Annotated in this window: 17 protein-coding genes and 1 tRNA gene; 8 read left to right on the top strand and 10 right to left on the bottom strand. The window is 72.6% G+C overall.

Features of this window, described 5'->3' with window-relative positions; translation table 11 throughout:
• The 8 genes from RB146_10645 to RB146_10610 all read right to left on the bottom strand — a co-directional run bounded on the left by RB146_10645 (position 1) and on the right by RB146_10610 (position 8,253).
• Complete coding sequence (locus tag RB146_10645) at positions 1–795, bottom strand: carbohydrate ABC transporter permease (protein MDQ7829433.1); 795 nt, start codon at positions 793–795, stop codon at positions 1–3.
• Between the two features lie 43 nt (positions 796–838).
• Positions 839–1,822 (bottom strand): sugar ABC transporter permease, encoded by a 984-nt coding sequence (locus RB146_10640; protein ID MDQ7829432.1) that lies wholly within the window; start codon positions 1,820–1,822, stop codon positions 839–841.
• Positions 1,806–2,804: an alpha/beta hydrolase-fold protein gene (locus RB146_10635; GenBank protein ID MDQ7829431.1), complete on the bottom strand. Its 999-nt coding sequence runs from the start codon at positions 2,802–2,804 to the stop codon at positions 1,806–1,808. The genes RB146_10640 and RB146_10635 overlap by 17 nt, the downstream gene beginning before the upstream one ends.
• The gene (locus RB146_10630) at positions 2,801–4,936 is read right to left on the bottom strand and encodes a beta-N-acetylhexosaminidase (protein MDQ7829430.1); all 2,136 of its coding nucleotides are present in this window, start codon (positions 4,934–4,936) and stop codon (positions 2,801–2,803) included. The genes RB146_10635 and RB146_10630 overlap by 4 nt, the downstream gene beginning before the upstream one ends.
• Before the next feature lie 27 nt (positions 4,937–4,963).
• Positions 4,964–6,220 carry a sugar ABC transporter substrate-binding protein gene (locus tag RB146_10625; protein ID MDQ7829429.1) on the bottom strand — a complete coding sequence of 419 codons (1,257 nt, stop codon included), beginning with the start codon at positions 6,218–6,220 and terminating at the stop codon, positions 4,964–4,966.
• A gap of 216 nt (positions 6,221–6,436) precedes the next feature.
• Positions 6,437–6,907, bottom strand: coding sequence for an Hsp20/alpha crystallin family protein (locus RB146_10620; GenBank protein MDQ7829428.1), 471 nt, complete (start codon positions 6,905–6,907; stop codon positions 6,437–6,439).
• Between the two features lie 194 nt (positions 6,908–7,101).
• Positions 7,102–8,130, bottom strand: coding sequence for an asparagine synthase-related protein (locus RB146_10615; protein ID MDQ7829427.1), 1,029 nt, complete (start codon positions 8,128–8,130; stop codon positions 7,102–7,104).
• A gap of 33 nt (positions 8,131–8,163) precedes the next feature.
• Positions 8,164–8,253, bottom strand: a tRNA-Ser gene (locus RB146_10610).
• A 44-nt stretch (positions 8,254–8,297) separates the two neighbouring features.
• On the opposite strand from RB146_10610, the gene pruA reads away from it, so the two are divergent.
• A complete protein-coding gene (gene pruA, locus RB146_10605) occupies positions 8,298–9,848 on the top strand; it encodes an L-glutamate gamma-semialdehyde dehydrogenase (GenBank protein MDQ7829426.1) in 1,551 nt (516 codons plus the stop codon).
• A gap of 198 nt (positions 9,849–10,046) precedes the next feature.
• On the opposite strand, the gene RB146_10600 is transcribed toward pruA, so the two are convergent.
• The gene (locus RB146_10600; protein ID MDQ7829425.1) at positions 10,047–10,223 is read right to left on the bottom strand and encodes a type II toxin-antitoxin system prevent-host-death family antitoxin; all 177 of its coding nucleotides are present in this window, start codon (positions 10,221–10,223) and stop codon (positions 10,047–10,049) included.
• A gap of 91 nt (positions 10,224–10,314) precedes the next feature.
• Here RB146_10600 and RB146_10595 point away from each other — a divergent pair, with 91 nt between their 5' ends.
• The 6 genes from RB146_10595 (at position 10,315) to RB146_10570 (ending at position 17,856) form a co-directional block, all read left to right on the top strand.
• Positions 10,315–12,351, top strand: a complete 2,037-nt coding sequence (locus RB146_10595; GenBank protein ID MDQ7829424.1) for a DEAD/DEAH box helicase — start codon at positions 10,315–10,317, stop codon at positions 12,349–12,351.
• A gap of 111 nt (positions 12,352–12,462) precedes the next feature.
• Positions 12,463–13,263, top strand: a complete 801-nt coding sequence (locus RB146_10590) for a hypothetical protein (protein MDQ7829423.1) — start codon at positions 12,463–12,465, stop codon at positions 13,261–13,263.
• 35 nt (positions 13,264–13,298) lie between these two features.
• Positions 13,299–13,484: a hypothetical protein gene (locus RB146_10585; GenBank protein ID MDQ7829422.1), complete on the top strand. Its 186-nt coding sequence runs from the start codon at positions 13,299–13,301 to the stop codon at positions 13,482–13,484.
• Positions 13,481–14,653, top strand: coding sequence for a metallophosphoesterase (locus RB146_10580; protein ID MDQ7829421.1), 1,173 nt, complete (start codon positions 13,481–13,483; stop codon positions 14,651–14,653). Before RB146_10585 ends, RB146_10580 begins: the two co-directional genes overlap by 4 nt.
• A 77-nt stretch (positions 14,654–14,730) precedes the next feature.
• The gene (locus RB146_10575; GenBank protein MDQ7829420.1) at positions 14,731–14,931 is read left to right on the top strand and encodes a cold shock domain-containing protein; all 201 of its coding nucleotides are present in this window, start codon (positions 14,731–14,733) and stop codon (positions 14,929–14,931) included.
• Positions 14,932–14,976: 45 nt separating this feature from the next.
• A complete protein-coding gene (locus tag RB146_10570) occupies positions 14,977–17,856 on the top strand; it encodes a tetratricopeptide repeat protein (GenBank protein MDQ7829419.1) in 2,880 nt (959 codons plus the stop codon).
• Here the strand turns inward: RB146_10570 and RB146_10565 are convergent.
• The gene (locus tag RB146_10565) at positions 17,811–18,497 is read right to left on the bottom strand and encodes a hypothetical protein (GenBank protein MDQ7829418.1); all 687 of its coding nucleotides are present in this window, start codon (positions 18,495–18,497) and stop codon (positions 17,811–17,813) included. The two genes, RB146_10570 and RB146_10565, sit on opposite strands and share 46 nt — an antisense overlap.
• Before the next feature lie 176 nt (positions 18,498–18,673).
• Between RB146_10565 and RB146_10560 the strand changes: the two genes are divergently transcribed.
• The gene (locus tag RB146_10560) at positions 18,674–19,519 is read left to right on the top strand and encodes a hypothetical protein (protein ID MDQ7829417.1); all 846 of its coding nucleotides are present in this window, start codon (positions 18,674–18,676) and stop codon (positions 19,517–19,519) included.
• The last annotated feature ends 1 nt before the right edge of the window (position 19,520 follow it).

Here is a 19,520-nt window from a genome sequence, read left to right as displayed (position 1 = left end):
CTAGCGCACCGCCCCCAGCGTGATGCCGCGGACGAAGTAGCGCTGGGTGAAGACGAAGACCACCAGGATGGGGATAGTCATGATCACCGCCCCCGCGGCGATGAGCCGGGTGTTGTGGGCGAAGAGCCCCGACAGGTAGAGCAACCCCACCGCCAGCGGGTAGCGCTCCGGGGACTTCAGCACGACCAGCGGCCAGAGGAAGGAGTTCCAGAAGGCCACGAACTCGAAGATGGCCAGCGTGGCCAGCCCGGGGGCGATGAGCGGCAGCATGATGCGCCGCCAGATGGCGAACTCCGAGGCCCCGTCGATGCGTGCGGCGTCCTCCAGCTCCTGGGGGATGGTCAGGTACTGCTGGCGCAGCAGGAAGATGCCGAAGACCGAGACCGCGCTTGGCAGCACCACCGCGGCGTAGGTGTCGATGAGGCGCAGCTTCGTCATGGTGACGAAGTTCACGATGAGCCCCACGTGCCCCGGCAGCATCAGCGTGCTCAACAGGGCGAAGAAGACCAGGTGGCGGCCGGGGAAGCGCATCCGCGCCAGCGGGTAGGCCGCCAGCGCGCACAGCAGCAGGTTCAGGCCGACCCCCGCCCCGGTGATGAGCACGGTGTTCAGCAGGAAGCGCGGGATGGGCATCGTCCGCCACACCCCGAGGAAGTTGTCCAGGCCGACCGGCCAGGGCAGCGGCGGGGGGAAGCCGAAGACGCGCCCGCCCACCCGCAGCGCCGTGGCCAGCAGCCACAGGAAGGGGAAGGCGGTGAAGAGGGCGAGCAGGCTCAGGCCCGCGTAGGTCAGCACCGTGCGGGCGCGGGCCCCGCGGGACGGCCGGCGCGGGCGGCGGCTAGTAATCTTCGAACCCTCCCCGCCGGAAGACGACGAAGTTCACCGCCGAGAGCGCCATCACCCCGACGGCCAGCACCACCGCCACCGCCGCGGCGTAGCCGAAGTCGAAGCGCTGGAAGCCCACGTCGAAGATGTAGAAGAACAGGGTGAAGGTGCGGAACATCGGGCCGCCGCCGGTCATGACGTAGATCTCCTCGAAGACCTTCACCGCGGCGATCACCGAGATGGTGCTGGCCACCAGGATGGCCGGCCGCAGCAGCGGCAGGGTGATGTGGCGGAAGACCTGCCAGCGGCCGGCGCCGTCGATCATGGCCGCCTCCTCGTACTCCGGCGAGATCGCCTGCAGCCCGGCCAGGTAGATCACCATGTAGTAGCCAAGCCCCTTCCACAGCGTCACGAACATCACGGCGTAGAGCGCCAGGGTGGGGTGGCCGAGCCAGGCGATGGGCCGGTCCAGCAGGCCCAGGCGCGTGAGGACGTAGTTGATGATCCCGTCCTGCTCGTAGAGCCACCGCCAGACCAGGCCGACGACGACGATGGAGGTGATCACCGGCACGTAGTAGGCGGCACGGAACCAGGCGATCCCGCGCAGCGGCCGGTTGACCGCCACGGCCAGCAGGATGGCGCAGACCTGCAGGACCGGCACCACCAGCACGTACTTCAAGGAGTTCGAGAGGGCGAGCCAGAAGAAGCGGTCCTCCCACAGCCGCCGGAAGTGCGCCAGCCCGACGAAGCGGGCGGGCTCGGTGCCGAGCAGCGTGCGCAGGTTGAACTCGTAGAGGCTGAGCACCGTGCCGAAGGCCACCGGGTAGAAGGTGAAGAGGGCGAGCAGCGCCAGGCCCGGCAGGAGGAAGAGGTAGGCGATGGCGGTGGTTCGCCACTCCCGCACCGTCAGGCCCAGCACGCGGCGCCGCCGGATGCCGGGGGCGGCCAGCGCGGGGGCGGCCTGGGGCGGCGCGACGGCCTCAGGGGGCCAGCGCATGGCACAGCCGGCGCAGCGACTCCACGTACCGGTAGTTGACGTCCATGTGGTCGTCGTCGAACTCCTGGTGCTCGTGCGGGACCCCCAGGCGCTCCAGGCGACGGTGGAGGATGCGCGCCCCGTAGTGCAGGGCGAACTGGTCCCGGCTGCCGCACTCGATGTAGACCAGGCGCATCCCCCGCAGGGCGTCGGCGTGGCGCTCCACCATCACCACGGGGTCCCAGGCCAGCCAGCGCGCCCACACCGCCTCGTCCAGCTCGCCGGTCTCCACGTCCACCGGCAGGTCGAACCCCAGCGGCGCGGCCGGGTTGGGGGAGTAGGCCATGGCCATCGCCACCAGGAGGACCAGGGCCTCCACCATCTCCTGGGGCTTCTTCGGCGCGGCGTCGAAGGCCCGCAGGAAGGCCTCCAGCCCGCCGTGCTTGCGGACCGTGTCCAGGCCCTTCCAGAACGCGGGCTTGTAGCAGGCCTCGAAGTACATGTCGCCGCTGTGCGCGGCCACCGCGCCGAAGACCTCGGGGTGGCGCATCGCCTGGACGAGGGCCCCGTACCCGCCGCTCGACTTACCGTCGAGGCCGCGGTGCCGGGCGGCGGGTCGCGTCTTGTAGCGGCCGTCGATGACGCCCACCAGCTCGAGCAGCGCGTCCTCGTACCGCCCCGTGGCCGAGGAGTTCAGGTACTGGCTGCCGCCGTAGCGGGTGAAGCCGTCGGCCATCACCAATAGCGCCGGCGGCGCGCCCTCGGCGATCACCCGGTCCATCAGCTCGGGGAGCGAGGGCACCCACGGCCTGTAGTTCACCTGCCCCAGTCCGGTGCCGGTGAAGCCGTGGAGCCAGTAGATGACGGGGTACGGGCCGCCCGCCTCGTAGCCCGGCGGCAGGTAGACGGGGATGGCCCGCTCCGCGGGGTCACCCAGGGGGTTGTCCTGCAGCGACGCGAAGGTGACCCACTCGATGCGCACCTGTCCCCGCAGCCGCATCATGGCCGCTCCTCCAGCAACGTGACCGCGAAGATGGCCGGGGTGGCGTCGGTGCCCCGCGAGACCACCTCGAGGGCGGCGATCTCCCGCTCGGGGTGCGGGTTGACCCAGCGCAGCAGGGAGAGGCGCACCTCCACCCCCGCGAGCGTCCGGCCGGCCCAGCCGATCTCCTGGGCGATGCTCACCGGTTCGTCCAGCCAGGAGCCGACGTGCCGGCGGTACTGCACCGGCAGGCGTTCCGCCGAGCCGTCGACGTAGCGCAGCGTGTAGGTGGCCACCTCCTCGCCGAAGCGTCCCGCGGGGTAGGGCGTGGCGTGCAGCACGGCGATGACGGCCGCCCGCCGGCCGAGCGGCAGGCGCACCGCGGCCGGCAGCCCCCGCAGCTCCTCGCGGGCCCCGCGCAGCAGCACGATGGACCGCCCGCCGTTCCGCGCCGGGTCGAGGATCTCGAAGAGGATGCCGCCCAGGCGCACCCGCCCGGTGGGCAGCGTGCGCAGGTCGTACTCCCGCCCCTTCCCCAGCCACCCCTGCCCGTCCTCGTCCACGTGGCTCCGCGTGGCCGCGCGGCGCAGGTCCACCAGGTGGCCGCGCACCGCGGTGCGCCGGCGGGGGATGCCCTCCCACTCCTGCTTGAAGCGGGCGGCGGGGTCGTACGCCACGGTGGACGCGGGTGCCGTCATCCGCGGGTTCCAGAAGAAGTCCGCGGCCAGCAGGTAGGTGTAGAGCTGGTGGTACTGGCGGTCGAGGGCGGTGCGGTTGTTGAAGTGTCCGGTCCAGGTAGTGCGCACCAGGCCCAGCACGTCCTGCCGCTCGGCCTCGCGGGCGAACCCGGTGATGTTGCCCGGCTTCCACCACGTGGCCGCCAGCGTGGGGAAGCCCCACGCCTTGAAGCGCGCCAGGCTGGGGTAGCGGGCCGCCTCCTGGTACTGCCAGTCCACCATGACGATGTCGCGGGGGAGGCGGCCGATCTCGGGGGCGAAGTCGTTGGTCAGCAGGACGTCTCCCCACATCATCGTGCCCACCCCGCGGCTCTTGAGGAACTCGTACAGGCGCAGGGTGTCCCGCACGAACAGCTCGCCGAAGCCCAGCCGCTTCCCCTCCGCCGAGTAGGGGAAGGGGACGACGTTGCGCACCTCATCGTGGCCGATGTGCAGGTAGCGGGGGCGGAAGAGCTGCACCGCCTCGTCGAGGATGGGCAGGACCACCTCGTAGACCCGCGGGTTGAGCGGGTTGTAGACGTAACGGGCGTTGGACTGGTCCGGCGGGATCTCCAGCAGGTCGAGGTTCTGGTCGTTGTGGTAGAGCCACTCCACGTGGCCGAGGGTCTGGATGAGGGGGACGACCTCGATGTGGTGCTCGCGCGCCACCTGGAGGAAGCGGGCCACCTGTGCCTTGGTGGCCCCCGATGGGTGGCGGATGGCGGGAGCGCTGTCCCACTGCACATACTCCGCCTCGGCGATGAGCATGTTCACCTTGAACTTGCTCAGCACCCGCTCGATGAGCGCCGTGTGGAACTCGGCGGAGGCGTTGTCCAGCAGGACGTGCACCGCCCGGACGGGGTGGGCCGGCCCGTCGCGGACTTCGACCCCGTGGAGCGCGGCTCCCTCCCCGTGGGGGAAGAGGAGCTGGCGCAGGGTCTGTACGGCGTAGTAGGTGCCGCGGCGGTCGACCCCCGCCGCCACCACCACCTCGGGGGTGACCTTGAGGACGTAGCCTTCCGGGCCGGGGTCCTGCGGCGACAGGCGCAGCCCCTCGCCCGCCAGCAGGGCGGCGCTCCAGCGGTTGAGGCCCGGTTCGCCCAGCACGATGACGTTGCGGGGCTCTGTCACCTGACCGGCGCGCACCACCGGGAGCGGGCGGCCCGTGCGCGCCTCGACCTCGCGGTTCAGGTCGCGGGCGGCGTAGAGGTCTTCGGGCGCCGCCTCGTCGCCCACCACGATGCGGGTCTCGGCGGTGAGGAGGAACGGCCGGTCGAGCCAGCGCACGGCGCGTGGCTCGGGGATGAGGACCGGCCGGCCGGGGGTGGCGGGCGTCCAGGCATCAGGGACGTCCACGCCGGATCCCCCGGCGGGGGCGGGGAGCAGAGCGCCCAGGAGGGCAGCCAGCAGGAGGGCGAGCCGGACGCGATCAGGCATGACCTGTGCGGGGGAGGTGCGACGCCGCTACAGCCGGGCGTTCCACTGCTTGACGGCCCAGTCCAGTGCCTCCCGGGGAGACATCTTCCCGTAGAACGCGCTCTCCACCGCCTCGCGGAAGACCCGGTAGAGCTCGGTGGCGTTTGGCACGACCACGGTGAGGTCGCGGGCCAGGGGGAGTTCGGCGGCCGCGATCTTTCGAACCTTCTCCTCAGGCGTGGCGCCCCCCTGCTTGAAGAAGGGGTGGGCCGCCGCACCCCGGGTGGAAGGCAGGATCACCACCTGCCGGGCGAACTCGAGCTGGTTCTGGTCGTTGGTGACGAAGAGGGCGAAGTCCACCGCCTCGCGCTGCGCCTTGCTGGCCTTGGGGACGGAGACTGTCATCGTCGGCAGGTGGATCACCCGCGCCTTGCCCTTGGGGTACGGGGCCACGAACGTCTGGGCGTACACCTCGGGGTTGTCCTGCTTCACCCGCAGCAGGAACTGCGGGCCCGTCACCAGGATGCCCAGCTGCCCCGCGCTGTACCGCTCCGTCGCGCCCAGGTAGCCACGGCGCAGGGTGTCCTCCGGGAAGTAGTCCTGCTTGAAGAGCTGCACGTACCGCTCCAGGTAGGCCACGTGGGCGGGGGAGTTGAAGACCGCCCGCTTCCCGTCGGGGCTGAGGATGGGCAGGCCGTTCTCCTGGAAGCGGTGCAGGAGGCGTATCGAGTCCACGTTCGGCATGAAGCCGTAGACCTTCGTCCGGTCCTTGATGGTGCGGGCGTGGGCGATGAGCTCGTCCTCGGTGGACGGGGGGTCGTTGGGGTTGAGCCCCGCCCGCCGGTAGAGGGCCACGTTGTAGGCCAGGACGTTGGGGGTGACGTACCAGGGGATGCCGTAGGTGCGGCCGCGGAAGCGCGCCGCCGCCCACAGTCCCTCGAAGTAGCGGCCCTTCTCGGCCGCGGGGACGGCGGCATCCATGTCCACCAGCACCCCCTGCTCCGCCAGGCGGATGGAGAGTTCGGTGTTCAGGTTGACGACGTCGGGCGCCACCCCGCCGGCCAGCGAGGCGAGCAGCTTCTGCTCGATGGCCGCGAACTGGACGTCCACCCAGCGGATCTTCACACCCGGACGGGCCCGCTCGTAGGCGGCGACCACCCCGTTCACGTAGTCGGTGAAGAACGGCTGGAGGGCGATCGTCCAGAACTCGAGGGTGACGGCAGGAGCGCCCCGGGCGGGGAGCCCGACCAGACCGAGCACGGCCAGGGCCAGGGCGACGACGGGTGCGACGGCGCGGCGACGCATGACACAGCCTCCCGCTGTCCCTACGACAGCCTCGCTGGTCGGGTTCGGGACGGAGTGCGGGAGTCCTCCCCCGGAGGCCATCGACCCGAGGGCACGGCGCTACCGGGAGGCGGGGCGGGATCCATCGAGGAACGCCACCCGGGGGGCCCCCGGGAAACGCGACGGGGCCGCGGCCTGCGACCGCGACCCCGCCACGTGTTCCAGACCGACCAGGGCCTACCGCCCCGTGGTGAGCACGGGCTCGGGCGTCACCTCCACCTGGATCTTCCTGGGCAGGGCGTGCTCCGCCAGCGGCGCGGTGATCTCGAGGACCCCGTGGACGTACCGGGCCTGGATGTCGTCCGCGCGGACAGTCGAGGGGAGGGTGATCGTCCGCTCGAACGGCCCGTAGGTGAACTCGCCGAAGACGTAGTCGTCCCGCGGGACCTCGTACTCGAGCTTCCGCTCGCCCTTGATGGTCAGCGTGTTACCGGTGACGGAGAGGTCCACGTGCTTGGGGTCCACGCCCGGCAGAGCCACGCGGATGTACAGCCTGTTGTCCCGGTAGAACGCCTCTGCCGCCGGGGTCCAGGAACGGGTGGAGGAGACCAGGGGCTCCGCCCCAAAGGCCCTGGCGAAGAGGTTCGCCATGTCCCGCTGGAGGTTGAAGAGTTCCTCGAACGGCGACCAGCGCTCCCAGCGCAGCACACTCCCCCACCTCCTTGCAGAGTCCACCTCCTTGCAGAGTCTGGTGTGAGAACCTGATCTGGGAGGCAGGTCCTGTCAAGGTTTTCCCCCTGCCTCCTCTAAAAACCTTAAATGATAGTTCAGGCGGCTGTCAATAGGCCCATTTGCCCGGTAAAAAGCCGAAAATTAGGCTCTTGGCCACCCGGCAAATGGTCTTAAAACGAGGCTCCCTGGGGTGTCGTTTCCTCTTGGGCCCCCAGCGGCTGCCACCCCACCACCTGGAAGGTCTGGAGCCGGCGGTTGGCGGTCGGGACCCACCGCACCCGGACCGGGAAGGCGAAGTCGGGCGCGAGGCGGCCCTGCGCCACCCAGGCCCTCCCCGCCGGATCGCCGGCCAGGGCGGGACCGGCCAGCACCGTCAACTCCACCGGCCCGTCCACCAGGTGCACTTCGTCGAGGACCGGGATGCGCTCCAGCGCCGTCCGCAGGCGCTCCCACACCTCGGGCGAAGGCAGGGGGCGCAGGTTTACTAGCCCGATGTTGCGCCTCAGCGGACCGACGATCTTCACGTTGGCGAGCTCGACGCTCACCCCCGCCTGGCGCAGCCCCTCCAGCAGGACCTCGTTCGCCTCGGCCACGGCCCGCCCGTGGTAGGCCGGGTTCACCAGCGGCTTGAGGAGGTGCTTCAGCTTGCACCCCTCCCGCCGGGGGTGCTCGCCGATGCGCGGGACCTGCAACCCCAGGTGGTCGGCCAGGGCGCGGATCTGCGGCTTGTCCAGGTCGAGGAGGGGGGCGTAGTACCCGTTGCAGACCTTCATCCCCCGCTGGCCCCACGTGTCGCTGCGATTGGAGCCGGTGAGGACCAGCCGCCCCATGGCCACCTTCCGCACCATGCCGAGCTTGATCTCGCGGGTGCACCGGTTGCAGGCGGGGCCGTTCCGCTGGATGCGGTGCTGCATGACCTGCCCCAGCAGGCACTTCTGCCGCAGCCCCAGCCGCTCGGCCATCTCCAGCACGATGGCGTTGCCGCGCCGGTAGGCGTAGTCGCCCATGTTCACCGTGACCAGGAGGACCCGCTCGGGGCCGAGGGCGTCCCGGGCGAGGGCGGCGACGGTGGTGCTGTCGAGCCCGCCGCTGAAGGCCACGACCACAGGCTGCCCCTGCGTCGTCGCGCGGATCTCGGCGCGCAAGGCCTCGGCGAGCCGCGGGGGATCGTCGCGGAGGTCCTCCGGGAGAGCGGCCACCGGGGGAGAGAGCTGGTGGGGTGGGAGCGAGACTGGCGGAGAGGGTGGGATTCGAACCCACGAGAGCGTTTCCGCCCTAGCTGCTTTCAAGGCAGCCCCGTTCATCCGCTCCGGCACCTCTCCAGGGCCTGATTATAATGGAAGGCGACACGCCCCGGAGGTGGTCCATGGCGCTCCCCGAGTTCCGCAACGAGCCCTTCTCCGACTTCTCCACCGACGCCCACCGCAACGCGATGCGCGCCGCGCTCGACCAGGTGCAGCGCGAGCTGGGTCGGGAGTTCCCCCTGCTCATCGCCGGGGAGCGCCTCCAGGGTGACGGCACCTTCACCTCCATCAACCCCTCGCGCAAGGAGGAGGTCGTCGGCGTCTTCCCCCGGGGGACCCCGGCGCACGCGGAGCGGGCGATCGAGGCGGCGGAGCGGGCCTTCGAGTCCTGGCGCCGGGTACCGGCCGAGGAGCGCGCGGCCATCCTCCTGCGCGCCGCCGACCACCTGCGCCGGCGGAAGTACGTGGCGGCGGCCTGGCAGGTGTACGAGGTCGGCAAGAACTGGGCCGAGGCCGACGCCGACGTGGCGGAGACCATCGACCACCTGGAGTGGTTCGCCCGCGAGGCCCTGCGCTACGCCCGCGGCCAGCCCACCGTCCCCCACCCGCAGGAGTACAGCGAGTACGTCTACCTGCCCCTCGGCGTCGTCAGCGTCATCCCGCCCTGGAACTTCCCCCTGGCCATCCCGGTGGGGATGGCCGCCGCGGCCATCGCCGCCGGCAACACCGTGGTGCTCAAGCCCAGCAGCGACTCCCCGGCCAACGCCTACGTCTTCGCCGAGGCCATGGAGGCGGCGGGCCTGCCGCCGGGCGTGCTGAACATCGTCACGGGGTCCGGCGCCGACGTGGGGGACGTGCTGGTGCGCCACCCGCGCGTGCGCATGGTGGCCTTCACGGGGTCCAAGGAGGTGGGCATCCGCATCTACCAGGAGGCGGCCAAGGTGGCCCCCGGGCAGATCTGGCTCAAGCGGGTCATCTGCGAGATGGGCGGCAAGAACGCCGTGGTGGTGGACGAGGAGGCCGATCTGGAGGAAGCGGTGACGGCGGCGGTGGCGAGCGGCTACGGCTTCCAGGGGCAGAAGTGCTCCGCCGGCTCGCGCCTGGTGGTCACCGCGCCGGTCTACCGCGACGTCCTCGAGCGCTTCGTGGAGAAGGTGCGGGCGCTGGAGGTGGGGCCGGCGAAGGACAACTACCCGGTCGGACCGGTGATCAACGAGCGCGCCATGCGCACCATCCTCGGCTACATCGACGTCGGCAAGCGCGAGGGGCGCCTGGCGGCGGGGGGCGAGCCCGCCGACGGCGACGGGTTCTTCATCCAGCCCACGGTCTTCGCCGACGTCGACCCGCGGGCCCGCATCGCCCAGGAGGAGATCTTCGGGCCCGTGGTGGCGGTGATCCGCGCCCGCGACTTCGACGACGCCCTGGCCATCGCCAACGCCACCGAGTACGGGCTGACGGGCTCGGTCTTCTCGCGCAACCCGGAGAAGCTGGCCCGGGCGCGGCGGGAGTTCATGGTGGGCAACCTCTACCTTAACCGCAAGTCCACCGGGGCGCTCGTGGGGGTGCACCCCTTCGGCGGCTTCAATATGAGCGGCACCGACGCCAAAGTCGGCGGCCCGGACTACCTGCTGTACTTCCTGCAGCCCAAGGTGACGTCGCTCAAGTGGCGCTGAGAGCCGGAGGACCGACGCGACCGGGAGTCTCGCCGTTGGAGTTTCGAAACCGCGAGGTGCCCGTCAGAAGGCGGAAGGCGCTGCTCATCCAAAGGCTGCGGCCGTCCGTGCGTCACGGCCACTCGGTCCGGACCCAGTGCTGTTCGGTGTTCGTGACGGAGCGCCTTGGAGCGAGAGCGGTCAGGGGCGTCGTGACGTTCACAGTCGCGCGACCCACTCGTCGAGCGTCTCCCGGCGGCGGACCCGGGCGAGACGCGCCACCGCCCGTCCGCGGATCGTAATGGTCCACTCCCGGCCCTGCTGGACGTCGCGCAACAGCTCACTGAGCCGCGCGCGGGCTTCCCGCACCCCCACGCTGTGCGGGACCTGACGCACCGGGCGCTCTCGCGCCGACGACGCTCTCCGCCTTGCCCGTCTCGACTTTGCCTGTCTCGACTTGGTGGTCATCGTGACTACACTATAACGGATGCCCGGCATCCCTCAGGTCCAGGTCACCCTCCACCCCGGCCTCGAGCCCGTCCTGCGCGAGGTCGGCGAGGTCCCCCCGGGCCCCTTCGTCCCCGCGCGCTTCCAGGTGGACGCGCTGGAGGCGGTGCGCCGGGGCGACGTGCTGGTCTCGGCGCCCACCGGCAGCGGCAAGACGTGGATCGCCGAGCGGGCCATCGCCGAGCTCCTGGAGCGCGAGGGCACCGCCTGGTACACCACCCCGCTCAAGGCGCTCTCCAACCAGAAGTTCCTGCGCTTCCAGGCCCTCTTCGGGGAGGACCGGGTGGGGCTGCTCACCGGCGAGCGGCGCATCCGCCCGCGCGCCCCCGTGGTGGTGGCCACCACCGAGATCCTGCGCAACGCGCTCTACGACGGCGCGCTGCACGTCGACCTGGCCGTCCTGGACGAGGCCCACTACCTGGGCGACCCCGAGCGCGGCATGGCCTGGGAGGAGATCGTCCTGCTGGCCCCCCCGCTCACCCACCTGCTGCTCCTGTCGGCCACGATGCCCAACGTGGACGTGCTGGCCGACTGGCTCGCCCGGGTGCGCGGGCGGCGGCCTGCCGTGGTGAGCGAGACGCAGCGGCCGGTCCCGCTGCGCCTGGTGCTGATGGACGCCCGCGGGCACCTGCTGCCGCAGGACCTGGCCGGGCGGGTGCGCGGCGGGGAGCGGCGTCCGGGGTGGCTGCTGACCCTGATGCGCGAGCTGGACGCCGCCAGTCTGCTCCCGGCCATCCTCTTCTTCCCGTCTCGCCGGGAATGCGACGAGGCGGTGCGCGAGCTGACCGGCGTACGCGGCCCCGGGGAGGAGGCGCGGCGCGAGGCCTTCACCCGGTGGGCGCAGCGCTTTCCCTACCTGGCGGGGCACCGCTTCCGCACGGCCTTGGTCCGCGGGGGCGTCGCGCCGCACCATGCCGGGCACCTCACCGCCTGGCGCCTGGTCGTGGAGGAGCTGCTCGACCGCGGCCTGGTGCGGGCGGTGGCCGCCACCACGACGCTGGCCAGCGGGCTGGACGTGCCCGCGCGCACGGTGGTCTTGACGACGCTGGCGCGGCAGAGCCCGGAGGGGCGCGTCGACCTGAGCGCCACGGAGTTCCACCAGATGACCGGGCGCGCCGGGCGCCGGGGGCGGGACCGCGTGGGCGTGGTGGTCCTGCCGGCCTCGACGCGGGCGGAAGCGCTGATGGGCCTCGCCCTGGCCGGGGCCGAGGTCGAGCCGGTGCGCTCGGCCTTCCGCCCCGGCTACACCCAGGTCCTCAACCTCTTGCGCCGGCGCACGCTGGCGCAGGCGCTGGACGAGCTGGCGCGCTCCCTGGCCGCCTACGAGGCGGAACGGTTCGGGTGGAGCGGGGGTGAACTCTCCGGGCGGCAGCGGCGCCGCCTGCGGTTGCCGCGAGGTGCGGCTGCCCGCGCCTTCGAGCGCGCGCGCGACCCGCTCACCCAGACCTTCCTGCTGCGGGCGGCGCTGCTGCAGGCGCTGGGCTACCTCGACGAGGAGGCTCGCCTCACCGAGGACGGGCGGTGGGCCGCCGAGCTGCGCCATCCCCGGGTGCTGGTGCTGGCCGAGGTGGTCCGCCGCGACGGCGTGCCGGCACAGCCGCCGCGCCTGGCCGGCATGGCCGCGGCGCTGGGCTCGGAGCGTCCACCCCGCGCAGGGGGGGAGCGGGTGCGCCTCGGCGGCCTGGCTTCACTCGTCCGCCGGCTGGCGCGCCTGGAGGCGGAGTTCGGGCTGGAGCCCAACCCTGTCGAGGAGGAGTTCCGGCAGGAGTGGGACCGCCGGCGCCGCCGTGCCCTGGCCTCGCCCGCTGAACGCCGGGCCGCCGCCGCGGAGGCCTGGGCCGGTGGGGCGGAGTGGGTGCCGCTGGTGCAGGCGCTCGACGTGGAGGAGGGGGACCTGCAGCGCATCATCCTCCAGGCGGCGGAGGCCCTGTTGCAGCTCGAGGGCCTGCCCCACGAGCACGTCCGGCAGACGGCGCGCGCGGCCCGCCGGGCGCTCCTCCGTCCGCCGGTGATCTAGCACGGGTCACCCACCCACTCGTGGGAGCACGAAGCGGGTAGCGCGGGGAGCGAAGGAAGTCCCGCCACCGCCACCTTACAGCACTGACAATCCGCCGGGACGAGGGGCGACATGGCCTGCCGGGAGAGCTCGCTCGACTTCCTCCGCAGCCTGGGGTACACCGCCATCCACCTGCCCCGCGAGCGCATCGCGCCCCTCGACCTGGTGGGGCGGCTGCCCGGCGGGCGGGCCCGCCACCTGGGCTCGCTCACCGCCCTCATGGTGGGCGACGGCGAGGTCCCCCCGGTGACCCGCGACGAGGTGGTCGCCGAGATCAGCGGCCGGCACACGGACGCGCTCGACGTGGGGATCGGCCTGCGCCTGCTGGTGCGCTTCCTGAGCGCGCTGGCGCCGGTGACCCTGGCCCTCGACGCCGTCTTCGAGCGGGCCCGGCGGATCGAGTTCACCTACGAGGACGTCCGCTCGGACAGCGTGGACCTCATCGCCCTGCGCCGGTGGCTGGGCCGCCGGCCTCCCCTCGACCACACCAACCCCGTCATCGACGACTACTTCATCGGCGAGGGCGAGGCGGTGGTGATCACGCGCACCCTCAAGTCCAACCGCTTCGGCGTCACCGCCTACGACGAGGCGGAGCAGCGGCTGGCCATCGACCTCACCCGCCAGCGCCGGGCGCTGGCCGAGGCAGGGGTGGAGGTCACGCAGGACGCCCGGTGGAAGACCTCCTTCAGGGGCTCGGTGCGGCTGGTCTTCGCCTTCCAGGGGTTCCTGCTGCGCATCGACTCACGCGGGCTGCACGTCTCCGACGACGTGCCGCCCGAGATGGGGCTGCTGGCGGTGGCCCCGGTCCTGGGCGAGGAGGTGCGCCCGCGCCCCGTGGTCTGGCCCGCGCACGGACTCCTCCGGCTCGACTGACCCTGTTCTTCGTCGGCCTGCTCGTCGGGTTCGTCGTGGGCGTGCTCCTGACGCTCTTCCTGCGCCTGCCCCTCGCGGACTGGCCCACCTTCATCCGGGCGGCCGCGACCGGCTTCGGCCTGGGGCTCGGGCTCGTCGCCGTGGCCTGGGCGGTCAGCCTGGCCGTCCGCCTGCTCGACCGGCAGTCCCAGCGCCTGCGCGGCGGGGCCGGCGAGCCGTGACCGCCGTCGTCCTCGGCGCCCTGGCCTTCGGGGCGGGCGTCGGCTACGGGCTCGTCGTCGTCGCCCTCCTCGTGGTGCTCAAGCAGGCGGCGCTCGAGCCGGCCTGGGAGTGGCTGCTGGAGTGGGTCGAGCAGCGCTTCCTCCCGCCCCACCCGGCCGAAGCGCGCCGCTCCACCATGGCGGGGCGCGGGGAGATCGTGGTGGTCTCCGACCTGCACGTGGACACCTGGGACCGCGCGCCGGAAGGGCGGGCGGCGCGGGAGGCGGCGCTGCAGGCCTTCCTCGACGCCATCGAGCCGACGACGATGGACCTGGTCATCAACGGCGACCTGCTGGACGCGCCGCCCCGGCCCGACGACACCTGGCAGGGCGCGGGGGTGGAGCTGCGCGGCAGCCTCTTCCCCAAGTACGAGGAGGTCCTGGCCGACGTGGGGGAGGTGGCGAACCGCGCACCGGTCCCGGTCACCGTCACCCTGCTCTACGGGAACCACGACATGGCCGCCAGCGGTCTGCGCTACGACCTGGTGCGCCGGCCGCACCTGCTGCGGCGCCTGCGCCTGCCGGTGACCACGGCCTGGTACCCCAACGTGATCATCGGCGTCCCCGCCGACCCCACACGCTACGGCCAGGAGCCCTACCGCTTCTACATCGACCACGGCCACTTCTACGACCCGGTGCTGCTCCTCTACCTGCGCGACTTCCTGGCGGCCGCGCTGCGCCGGGACCTGCGGCGGGCCTTCACCGGATTGGTCCTGGTGGGGCAGCGCCGCGGCGCGGAGCAGCAGCCCATCCCCCGGCCGGGCCTGGCCCCGCCGCGCCCGCGTACCCTGGACCAGCGCGTGGCCGCCTGGCTCGTGCGCTACCGGTGGCGGTGGAAGGCCCGGCGCGTGGCGGGGCAGCGCAGCCGGGCGGAGGTGGCGGAGGGACGCCGGCCGCTCACCGGCATCCTCTTCGGGCACACCCACCTGCCCGACCGCTACACCTTCCGTTTGGGCGGCGTGCGCGGGATGATCTACGTGAACACCGGGGACTGGGCCGGCGACACGGGACACGGCACTTACACGGTCATCACCCAGGACGGGGTGGTGACGCAGCACGACTGGCTCGACCCCGCACGCCGCGCGCCGCACCACAGGGGCGCGCCGCACCACAGGGGCGGCGGAGCGTAGGGGCCGGGTAGTGTGGAGCGCGGGAGCGTGCGGCCGGGAGTGCGCGGCATAGGCCGCGGGACGAGGGGGATGCGGGCATGCGCGGGCGGGTGAGCCGGTTCGACCAGGGCAAGGGCTACGGGTTCATCGAGGGCGAGGACGGGCGCGAGTACCTGGTGCACTTCACGGCGGTGCGGTCCGACCTGGACGCGATGCGGCCGGACTGCCTGGTGGAGTTCGCGCCCGTGAAGACGCCCAAAGGGCTGCAGGCCGACGACGTGCGCCCGGTGGACGCGTAGGGGCACCCGCACGCCCGCTGAAGGTCCACCGCGAGGCGACCGCCCATGACGCCGTTGCCCACCGGCACCGTCACCCTCCTCTTCGCCGACATCGAGGGATCGACGCGCCTGCTCCACCGGCTGGGCGACCGGTACCCTGCACTGCTCGAGACCTTCCGGGAAACCGTCGGCCGTGCCGTGGAGCGGCACGGCGGGACCGTCGTGGATGCCCGGGGGGAGGAGCTCTTTGCCGCCTTCCCCGGCGCCCGCAGCGCCCTCGCCGCCGCCGCGGCCATCCAGGAAGCCACGGCCCGGCCGCTCCGGCCGGAGACCCCGCCGCTGCACGTCCGCATCGGGCTGCACACGGGCGAGCCTGTCGTGGCCGGGACGCACTACGTCGGCATCGACGTCCACAGAGCCGCGCGGATCTGCGCGGCCGGCCACGGAGGCCAGGTCCTCCTCTCCGCGGCTACCCGCCATCTCGTGGTGGACGACCTGCCGGCAGGCGTGACGCTGCGCGACCTGGGCCTCCACCGCCTGAAGGACCTCTCGGAGCCCGTGCACCTCTACCAAGCAGTGCTCGCCGGCCTGCGCGCCGACTTCCCGCCCCTGCGCTCGCTCGGCCCGGTCCCCCACAACCTACCGGTGCCGCCGACCAGCTTCGTCGGCCGTGAACGAGAGCTGGCCGAGGTCCGGGACCTCCTGGAGCGGGCCGGGCTGGTCACGCTCACCGGGTTCGGGGGGAGCGGCAAAACCCGTCTCGCCCTGCAGGTGGCGGCGGGCCTCCTCGACAGCTACCCGGACGGGGTGTGGCTGGTGGACCTCTCCACGGTGAGCGATCCCGACCTCATCCCCCACACGGTGGGCGCCGCGGTGGGCCGGCGGGAGGAGGGCGGGCCCACGACGCTTGCGGTCCTCCTGGACTACCTGGCGTCGAAGCGGCTGCTGCTCGTCCTCGACAACTGCGAGCACCTCGTGGGGGAGTGCGCGCGCGTCGTCGAGGCGATCCTGCGCCGCGCGCCGGGGATCAGGGTGCTGGCGACGAGCCGCGAGGTCCTGCGCGTCCCCGGCGAGGTCGTCTACGCGGTCCCGCCGCTCTCCCTGCCGGCTGGACCGGACGGCGACCCGGCCACGGTGCTGGCCTCGGAGGCTGCCCGCCTCTTCCTCGAGCGGGCCGGCCTGGTCCGCCCGCCGCGCTCCCTGCACCCGCAGGAGGCCAGGGCCGTGGCGGCCATCGCCAGGCGGCTGGACGGGATCCCGCTGGCCATCGAGCTGGCCGCCGCCCGCGCCCGCGTGCTCGCGCTCGAGCAGATCGTGCAACGGCTCGACGACCGCTTCCGCCTGTTGAGCCGCCCGGCGCGCGGCGCCGTCCCCCGCCAGCAGACCCTCCGCGCGACGATGGACTGGAGCTACGACCTCCTGCTGCCCGAGGAGCAGGCGCTGCTGACGCGCCTGGCCGTCTTCGCCGGGACTTTCGACCTCGAGGCGATCGAGGCGGTGTGTGCCGATCCGCGGCCCGGCAGCGGGCAGGGGGCGGGCGTCCTGGACCTGCTCACCAGCCTGGTGGACAAGTCCCTGGTGATGGTGGAGCCGTCCACGGACGTGGCGCGCTACCGGCTGCTGGACACGGTGCGGGCGTACTGCCGGGAGCGGCTCACTGCCCCAGACCTCGCCGCCCTCCAGGACCGCCACCTCCGCTACTGCACGGGGGTGGCCGAGGTGGCGGAGCCGCACCTGCGCGGTCCCGAGCAGCAGCGGTGGCTCGCGCGCCTCGACCGGGAACACGACAACCTGCGCGCCGCCCTGGCCTGGTCCGTCGGGCGGCCCGAGGCCGTGGGGTGGGGGCTGCGCCTGGCCGCCGCGCTGTGGTGGTTCTGGTACCGGCGCGGGCACTACAGCGAGGGACGGCGCTGGCTGCGCGCCGTGCTGACGGCGGCCGCCGCCGAGCCTGCGGCCCTGCGCCTGAAGGCCCTGTACGCCGCCGCCTACCTGGCATGGCGTCAGGGCGACATGGGCGAGGCCGAGACGTACTCCCTGGCCAGCGTGGGGCTGGCCCAGGAGCACGGGGAGCCGCTGCCGCTGGCCTACGCGCTCCTGGTCCGCGGCATCGTCGTCCGCGCCCAGCGCCGCCCGGCGCTGGCCCGGGAACTGCACGAGCGCGGCCTGGCCCTCTTCCGTCAGGTGGGGCACCTCGAGGGCATCGCCTGGTCCCTGCGAATGCTGGGGATCGTGGAGTGGCACGACGGCCGGATGGAGCAGGCGCGGGCGCGCTTCGAAGAGGCGTGTGCGCTGCTCGAGCAGATCGAGGACGGGTGGGCGGTGATGGTGTGCCTCAGCGACCTGGGCCGCGTGGCTGCCCACCGCGGCGACGACGAGGCGGCGGAGAGCCTGCTGCGACGGGCCCTCGACCGCTACACCTCCCTCGAGGACGAGATGGGGATGGCCAGCGCCTGGGAGCTCCTCGGGGAGGTGGCCGCCCGGCAAGGGCGCTTCGACGAGGCGGACGCCCTCCTCGCCCGCAGCCTCCACCTGTACGAGAAGCTTGGCGACCGCTGGGACATCGCTGCGGTGCACGCGGCCATCGCCGAGGCCGCCGAGCGCCGGGGGGAGCACGCGCGGGCGCGGACGGAGTGGATCGACGCGCTGCGTCGCTGGCGCGACCTGGCCGACCGCCAGGGCGTGGCCCGCTGCCTGGAGGGGCTCGCGCGCCTCGCGCGCGTGTCGGGCCAGGAGGAGCGCGCCGCGGCCCTGGCGCACGCGGCGGATACGGTGCGCGGGAGCCCCCGCCTCCCGGCCACGGCCGACACGCCACTGTCAGGCATGCTCCCGGCCGCCCCCGAGGCCCTCCGGGCGGTCATCGACGAGATCGTCGCGGCCGTGCTGAGCGACCCCGTCCCCGGTCAGAACGACTTGCCCACGGTCAGGAAGAAACCCGACCAGCGGTAGGTGCTGCCGCTGAAGCTCGACTCCCGGAACCCGAAGCTGAAGTCCCAGTCGTGGCCGCGCGTGATCGCGGCGGTCGTGGCGGCGACCGGAAGCGAGGCCACGAGCGCTGTCACCGGAGGCGAGGGCATCTTGTAGCGGACCGCCACACTCCAGTCCGTGCCGCTGCGCGGCCCCAGGTAGGCCGCGGCCCCGACCGTGAGCGACCAGCCGCCGGAGTCGGCGAACGGGACGATCGGCAGCATGGCGTCGAGCCCCACGCCCAGGTGGCTGGTGGAGACCGCCCCCGCCTGCACGGACCGGAAGCTGGCCAGAGCCCGCCAGGTCACGCGCTCCATGGCCACCCGGTACGCGCCGTCGACGCGCCACAGGGTGTCGGTGCCGAGGCCGTCGGAGCGGCTGCCCGTCAGGACCTCGAGGCCGAAGCCCCAGGGCGCATCCGGAGAGGTGAAGCCGTAGCTCAGACCCCACAGGAAGGTCGTCCAGGAGCCCCCGGCGCCCCCGTCGATGGACGCCGATGCGGGCCAGCCGACGATCCCGATGCGGTGGAAGTACTGGGGACGCTCCTGCGCCTGGGTGGGTATCGCCCCGGCGAGGACGAGGGCGGCGACGAGCAGGACGTGCGCGACGAGCCCCTTCCGCATCGCGGCCTCCTTGGTGTCCACCGCACGGCTGCGACGTCGTCGGCGGGCTGACCTGACGTTGTTCCGGGGCGGTCGGGAGAATCCTGCCTGGGCAGGATTTGGCGGGCCCAAATGCCAAGAGGCTCTGGCCGGGCTGCCCTGGACCGGGGTGCCGTTCGATCCGAGGAGGCGACACCATGGAGATCACGGTGAACGACCAGAAGGTCTTCGCTCTGGCCGCGGCCTTCACCCTAGAGCAGGCGCGGGAGCGCGCCTGGGACCACAAGACCGCCGCCTTCGGCGCCGTCTCCCGGCTGCTCCTGCGGCCCAAGGGCGATGAGATCACGGTCGCCTCCATCGAGAAGCGCTTCGACCCGCTGTGGCACGCCGTCGCGCACAAGCGGCTGGTCTACGACCGCGGCCGGGAGTACCGGGTGCCGGTGGCCGACCAGGCGGTGCGCGGCGTGACCATCGACGGCCGGGACTACCCGGTCGCCCAGGGCCCCGCGCCCTCGATCATCCTGCGGGGCGTGGAGCACTGCGAGGAGGACGTACGTGCATCGCTCCTCGTCGACGGTGTGAGCGGCGAGGAGACCCAGGCGCCCGCTGCGCTGCAGGCGCCGCGCGAGGAGGTGATCGACCTGGCCGCCTTCGCCCCGGCCGACGCCGTGGTGGTGCCGCCGGAGGTGAAGGCCTCCCAGGTAGTGCAGCGGCTCGTCCAGCGCCTGATGACCCCCTACGAGGCCGACCAGGTCTTCGAGGAGCGGATCGAGGTGGAGCACGTCCACCTGCTCTACGTTCCGGTCTTCGCCTTCGAGTACGCCTGGACGGCCAGGGGGAAGAAGGCGGTGGTGGAGTTCGACGCGCTGAGCGGGCAGGTGCGGACGGACGGGCGGGCCTTCCAGCAGCAGGTCCGCCGCATCTTCAACCGGGACGTGCTCTTCGACCTGGGGGCGGAGACCATCAACCTGGTCGTCCCGGGCGGGGCCATCCCGCTGAAGATCGGCAAGGCCCTCCTGGACCGCCAGCGCTCGAAGCCCTAGC

The sequence above is a fragment of the Armatimonadota bacterium genome, from assembly GCA_031081585.1.
GTDB classification, from domain to species: Bacteria; Sysuimicrobiota; Sysuimicrobiia; order Sysuimicrobiales; family Humicultoraceae; genus Geohabitans; species Geohabitans tengchongensis.
This window is presented reverse-complemented; position numbering and strand designations above follow the sequence as displayed.